This is a genomic window from Actinophytocola sp., assembly GCF_035942955.1.
In the GTDB taxonomy this organism is placed as follows: Bacteria; Actinomycetota; Actinomycetes; order Mycobacteriales; family Pseudonocardiaceae; genus DASYTH01.
Genome location: NZ_DASZCQ010000358.1, coordinates 23,155 through 29,349 on the forward strand (window position 1 = coordinate 23,155; position 6,195 = coordinate 29,349).

Genomic DNA, 6,195 nt, shown 5'->3' on the forward strand with positions numbered 1-6,195 from the left:
TGAGGCCGGACCGAACGATGCGCGTCGGTCGGCCCGGTTGAGCCATATCCGGTTCCCGTCCGCCTTGGACTGGTTGCGTACCGACGATGTGATCGCGGTGGCCACCAAGGCGGGAGCGCGGCGGCAGGAGTTCTTCCGGCGCTGGGCGACGCGCGACGAGTTCCTGCCCGACGCCGTCGTCTACGCGCTGCTGCGCGACTACGACGGGGACGATCCCCGGCAGCACGTCCGCCAGCTGCCGAGCATTCCCGACACCACCGGTCCGGTGTCCCGCGGAGTGATCGCCGCCGCCGACGGCCTGCTCGCCGCCCTGGTCCGGCATCCCCGCAGCTACCTCATGCTGCACCTGGGACCCCTGCTGCCCAGGCATCCCGGGCTGTGGAGCGCGCTGCTGCCAGGGGCCTGCGCCGCCACCCGAACCTGGATCGACGCCTACCAGCGACTCGTCACCCGGCTCGACCTGACCATGCGGCCGGAGTGGACCACCAAACGCGTGGCCCTCGTGCTCCAGGCCATGCTGGACGGTTTCGTCCTGCGCTATCGCCTCAATCCCCACGACTACCCCACCTCCCGCTGGGCCGGCGCGAGCATCTTCGCCGACGCGGTGATCGCCTTCATGATCGGCGCCGTCGACTGGGACCTCACCGGCCAGCCCGGCCGCGCGGCCCTTGACAACCTGGTGCGACCGGCGCCGTTCATCCCGCATGCGCGCGGGCGTGGCGGGCGAGCCGGCGTGCCTCGCGCAGGGGCGCCGGCGTTCGGTGGCTACTGACGGCGAGCACGATCTCCGCGGCGGTGTCCGGGTCGGTCCGCCAGGCCGCGTGCACGGCAAGCGGCCGCCGCCCGGTCCGGGTGCGCAGCCAGTAGCCCACCGGTGAGCCGTCCAGGATGAGCGGGCCGCGGGCGCCGCGCCGGTCGGCCGGCCAGTCGCCGCTGGCCAGCAGCGGCCGGTGCGTGACACCGACGGTGGGGATGCCAAGCGCCGCACCGAGGTGGGTGGCCAGGCCGGCGCGCCGTGGGTGATCGCGCCCGGTGGCGTCGACCAGCAGGACGTCCGGCGGCGCCGGCAGTGCGCGCACGGCATCGGCCAGCACCGGGCCGAGCCGCATGGCGAGCAGGCCCGGCCGGTAGGCAGCGCCCGCCGCGCCGAGGACGGTGGCGTGGCCGACGCACCCGCCCGTGCCGGAACACCGCGGCGCCGGCCCACAACGGATCGCCGGCCGCACCGGCGCCGGTCAGCCCGCGCCGCGGTGCGGCGAAGCATCCGGCGACGCCGACGTCCGCGTCCGGATGCCAGGGCGGCGGATCCTCGGCGGCCAGCCGGTCCTGGACGGAGATCAGCTCCGGCTCGGTGCGCGGCCAGTCCGCCAGTGAGTCCACAGTGGATCCTTCGTAGCGCGGTTGCCCGGATGGGCAAGAGGATGTTCCCGAACGATGGGCGGCGCAAGGCTTTCGGGCGGGGGCGCCATCGCAGATAGTCGGGTTGGTGTGCCTACGGTCGAGGAGTCCGCGGTGATTCACGAGGTTGACCAGGCGTTGCGACGGTTGGTGCGGGACGAGGCGCTGAGCGGTTCGGACGTGGAGGTCGCGTTCGAGGCGCCGACGAAGGAGTGGGCGGCGAGGCGGAACGCGCCGACGGTCAACGTGTACCTGTACGACGTCCGGGAGGATCTGCGGCGCCGGCAGCGCGGGCTGCTCAACGAGTACACCGACGGCGCGGTCACCGCCAGGTACCTGCCGCCGCGCCACTACAAGCTGTCCTACCTGGTCACGGCGTGGACCCAGCGGCCGGAGGACGAGCACCGGCTGCTGTCGTCGCTGCTGATCGGATTCCTGCGCTACGAGGCGGTCCCACCGGACCTGCTCAGCGGATCCCTTGCCGAGCTCGGGCTTCCAGTGCCGATGACGGTCGCGCTACCGCCGCCGGAGGACCGGGCGTTCGCCGACGTGTGGACGGCGCTCGGCGGCGAGCTGAAGCCGTCGCTGGACCTGGTGGTGTCCGCCCCGGTGGAGAGCGGGCGGACGTTCCCCGCGGGACCGCCCGTGGAGGAGGGCGTCGCGCTGGACGTCGGCGGCGACGAGCGCGTGCGGCACCGCGTCTCGGCCGCGGACGGGACCGGCGAGCGGCGCGTCGCGATGGTCCGGGCGCACCGCGGGGACTCCTCGTGACGAGCGCCGGGCCGGTGCACCTGTTCGACCGGCTCGCCGGGCTGGAGCGGCGGATTCGCGACGCGGTGGCCATGCGCCGCAGCGTGGATCCCAACCCCGACGACCCGTTCCGCGGCCTTTACCTGTCTGACGACGCGATCACCGCGCTGTTCGACGACCGCCGGGCGCCGTTCGCCCCGTTCGCCGAGGCCGTTCCGGAGGGCATCCTCGCCCGGCTGGCCGCAACGGTGCCGTTGAGCGACCTGGACGTCGAGCTGCTGCTGATCGCCGTGGCGCCCGATGTGGACAGCCGGTTCGAGCAGTTCTACGGCTACCTCAACGATGACGTGACCCGGCGGCGGGCGAGCGTCGGGTTGGCGCTGCGGCTGTGCGGCGTCCCGGAGGCCTCGGCCGCGGGGCGGGCCCGGCTGGACGCGGACGCGCCGCTGATCACCTCGGGGCTGCTGACCGTGGAGGATCCGGATCGCCCGTTCCTGTCCCGGGCGCTGCGGGTTCCGGACCGGGTGGTCAACCACCTGCTCGGGGACACCCGCCCCGATCCCGCGCTGGTCGACGTCGCCCGGTTGGAGGCGTCCACTGTGGACCTGCCGGGGCGGGACCTGCTGGCACGGGCGCTCGGCGGGCGGGTGCGCCTGATCTACCTGCGGGAGCGGCCCGGCCGCGGCGCCAGGGAGCTTGCCGGCGCGGCGCTGTCGGCGGCCGGGTTCGACGCGCTGCTGGTCGACGCCGCGGGCCTGGCCGGGGGACTTGATCCCGCGGGCCGGACGCGCGCCCTGCTCCGGGAGGCGCTGCTGCGCGGCGCGGGCATCGTGATCGGCCCGGTGGACACCGCGCCGCCGCTGGCGGCGCTCGCCCATCCGGAGGTTCCGGTGATCGCGTACGGCGCGCCGGTGTGGGATCCACAGTGGAGCACCGAACCGCCGCTGCAGTACGACGTCTCGCCGCTGCCGGCGGCCGCCAGGGCCGCCATGTGGCGGTCCAGCCTGGACGGCAAGCTGGCGGACGGGGTGGACCCGGCCGGTGTCACCGCGCACTTCGTCCTTGCCCCCGACCAGATCCGGCGCGCCGCCGAGGCGGCCGCCATGTCGGCGTTCGCCGACGGCGACGCGGTCGGCACGGCACACGTGCGGGCCGGGGCGCGCAGCCAGAACGCCGCAGGGCTGCAACGGCTGGCGCGCCGCATCGAGCCCGCGGTGGACTGGGACGACCTGGTGCTGCCGGGAAAGGTGCTGGCGCAGCTTCGGGAGCTGGCCACCCGCGCCCGCTACCGCGACCGGGTGCTCGACGAGTGGCGGATGCGGCCCGGCGGTGGGCGCGGGCGCGGGGTGACCGGACTGTTCGCCGGCGACTCCGGCACCGGCAAGACGATGTCGGCCGAGGTGATCGCCGGCTCGCTCGGCATGGACCTGTACACGGTCAACCTGGCCACCGTGGTCGACAAGTACGTGGGGGAGACCGAGAAGAACCTCGAACGGATCTTCAGCGAGGCGGCCGGAGTCAACGGCGTGCTGCTGTTCGACGAGGCCGACGCGATCTTCGGGAAGCGCTCCGAGGTGCGTGACGCGCACGACCGCTACGCCAACATCGAGAGCGCGTACCTGTTGCAGCGCATGGAAACCTTCGACGGCTTCGCGCTGCTGGCCACCAACCTGCGGGCCAACCTCGACGAGGCGTTCACCCGCCGGCTCGACGTCATCGTCGACTTCCCGCCGCCGGACGAGGACAGCCGCCGCCGGCTGTGGGACCGCTGCCTCGGCGCCGCACCACCCCGATCCGCCGACGTCGACCTGGACTTCCTGGCCACCGCGTTCGACCTCAACGGCGGCCACATCCGGTCGGCCGCGGTGACCGCCGCCTACCTCGCGGCCGAGGCCGGCGCGCCGATCTGCATGGCCCATCTGGTCGGCGCGGTCGCCCGCGAGTACCGCAAGCTCGGCCGGCTGTGCCTGGAACGGGAGTTCGGGCCGTACCTGGATCACACGGTGCTGGCCTGAGATCCGCGGTTGCCCGCATGGGCAACCAGCCGTTCCCTCGGGCTCCGTCGCGCGGACTACTGGGGAATCACCGCTAGCCGCCAATATCGCTATACAGCACCGCGACGCGATGAATTTGGAGGCTCGGATGCCCACCTATCTCTCGCCGGGAGTGTACGTCGAGGAGGTCGAATCGGGATCACGGCCGATCGAGGGCGTGGGCACCGCGACGGCCGCGTTCGTCGGGTTCGCCGCGGACGGTCCCTTCGACGAGCCCACCCTGGTGACGAACTGGGGCCAGTACACCCAGATCTTCGGCGGCTTCGCCGAGGACTGCTACCTGCCCCAGTCGGTCTTCGGGTATTTCCTCAACGGTGGCACCACCTGCTACGTCGTCCGCATCGGACGCGGGAACGGGAACGGGAACGGCTCCGCGGCGGCGGGCCGGGTCGCCCTGCCGCAGGCACAGCTCGGCGGGTACCGGTTGACGGCCAAGGCGTTGCCGGACGGCAAGACCGCCGACCTGGCCGTCGAGGTGGCCGATCCGCAGGACGAGAACGCCGGCGACGACCGGTTCACGCTGCTGGTCAAGCAGGACGGCAAGGTGGTCGAGACGCACAACGTGACCACCAAGCGGGGCAAGGAGAACCTGGTCACGGTCGTACGGGAGAAGTCGAACCTGATCACTATCGAGGAGGTCACCGGCGGCATGGTGGCCAAGCCGGCCAAGGGAACCGTGGCGCTGCGCGAGGCGCCGCCGGAGCCGGCGGCGCCGCCCGAGCCGGTCAACCCGGAGGTCTTCGTCGGCGACGTCAACGACCGCACCGGGTTCGGCGGGCTGGAGGTGATCGACGACGTCACCATGATCGCGGTTCCTGACCTGGTGGGCCTCTACGAGCGCGAGCTGATCGACCTGGAGGGCCTGAAGGCCGTGCAGCTGGGCATGATCGCGCACGCCGAGCTCATGGGTGACCGGATGGCCATCCTCGACCCGCCGCCGGGCCTTTCCCCGCAGCAGGTCAAGGAATGGCGGTCCGAGGTGGCCGGCTACGACTCGAAGTACGCCACGCTCTACTACCCGTGGATCAAGATCTTCGACCCGACCAGCGGCACCAACACGTTCGTTCCGCCGAGCGGCCACATGGCGGGCGTGTGGGCACGCACCGACGGTACCCGCGGCGTGCACAAGGCGCCGGCCAACGAGGTCGTCCGCGGCGCGGTGGCGCTGCAGACCCAGCTCACCCAGGCCGAGCAGTCGGTGCTCAACCCGTTGGGCGTCAACTGCATCCGCTCGTTCCCGAACCGGGGTATCCGGGTATGGGGCGGGCGCACGCTGTCCAGCGACCCGGCGTGGCGCTACCTCAACGTGCGACGGCTGTTCAACTACCTTGAGGAGTCCATTCTCAACGGGACCCAGTGGGTGGTGTTCGAGCCGAACGACGACGCGCTGTGGGCCAGGATCCGCCGCACGATCAGCGCGTTCCTGGTCATGGAATGGCGCAAGGGCGCGCTGTTCGGGCTCACCCCGGACGAGGCGTTCTACGTCAAGTGCGACCGGGAGACCAACCCCGCGGAGAGCATCGACCTCGGGCAGGTCATCTGCGAGGTGGGCATTGCCCCGGTCAAACCTGCCGAGTTCGTCATCTTCCGGCTGGCCCAGCTGTCCGGCGGCACCAGCCTGGTCAACGAGTAAACCCACACACCACAAGGCGGTAGATCATGGCGCTTCCCGAACTCGACAAGGCCGTCGGCCACTCCTTCGGACTGGAGATCGACGGCGTGCAGATCAAGCAGATCTCCGAGGTGTCCGGCCTGAAGATGGAGCAGGACGTCATCGAGCTGAAGCAGAACACGCCCGACGGCAAGTATGTCATCAAGAAGCTGCCCGGCAAGCCCAAGGCCGGCGAGGTCACCCTCACCCGCCCGCTGACCGAGGACCAGAGCTTCGAGAAGTGGTGCAAGGACGCCCGCTTCGGCAAGATGGGCACCGCGCGCAAGGGCGGGGCGATCATCCTCTACGACCAGGAGGGCACCGCCTTCAAGCGGTACAAGC

General features: G+C 71.8%; 6 protein-coding genes. 5 read left to right on the forward strand and 1 reads right to left on the reverse strand.

Annotation, left to right across the window (positions count from 1 at the left end; translation table 11 throughout):
• Window positions 1–73 precede the first annotated feature (73 nt).
• Window positions 74–772 (forward strand): hypothetical protein, encoded by a 699-nt coding sequence (locus tag VGX25_RS35025; RefSeq protein WP_326922283.1) that lies wholly within the window; start codon window positions 74–76, stop codon window positions 770–772.
• On the opposite strand, the gene VGX25_RS35030 is transcribed toward VGX25_RS35025, so the two are convergent.
• Complete coding sequence (locus VGX25_RS35030) at window positions 696–1,226, reverse strand: endonuclease V (RefSeq protein ID WP_326922284.1); 531 nt, start codon at window positions 1,224–1,226, stop codon at window positions 696–698. The genes VGX25_RS35025 and VGX25_RS35030 overlap by 77 nt on opposite strands.
• 286 nt (window positions 1,227–1,512) lie before the next feature.
• On the opposite strand from VGX25_RS35030, the gene VGX25_RS35035 reads away from it, so the two are divergent.
• The 4 genes from VGX25_RS35035 to VGX25_RS35050 form a co-directional block, all read left to right on the forward strand.
• Window positions 1,513–2,169, forward strand: coding sequence for a DUF4255 domain-containing protein (locus VGX25_RS35035; protein ID WP_326922285.1), 657 nt, complete (start codon window positions 1,513–1,515; stop codon window positions 2,167–2,169).
• Complete coding sequence (locus VGX25_RS35040; protein WP_326922286.1) at window positions 2,166–4,163, forward strand: ATP-binding protein; 1,998 nt, start codon at window positions 2,166–2,168, stop codon at window positions 4,161–4,163. Before VGX25_RS35035 ends, VGX25_RS35040 begins: the two co-directional genes overlap by 4 nt.
• Window positions 4,164–4,290: 127 nt before the next feature.
• Complete coding sequence (locus VGX25_RS35045; RefSeq protein WP_326922287.1) at window positions 4,291–5,835, forward strand: phage tail sheath family protein; 1,545 nt, start codon at window positions 4,291–4,293, stop codon at window positions 5,833–5,835.
• 26 nt (window positions 5,836–5,861) lie between these two features.
• On the forward strand, window positions 5,862–6,195 hold a 334-nt coding region (locus VGX25_RS35050; RefSeq protein ID WP_326922288.1), incomplete at its 3' end, for a phage tail protein.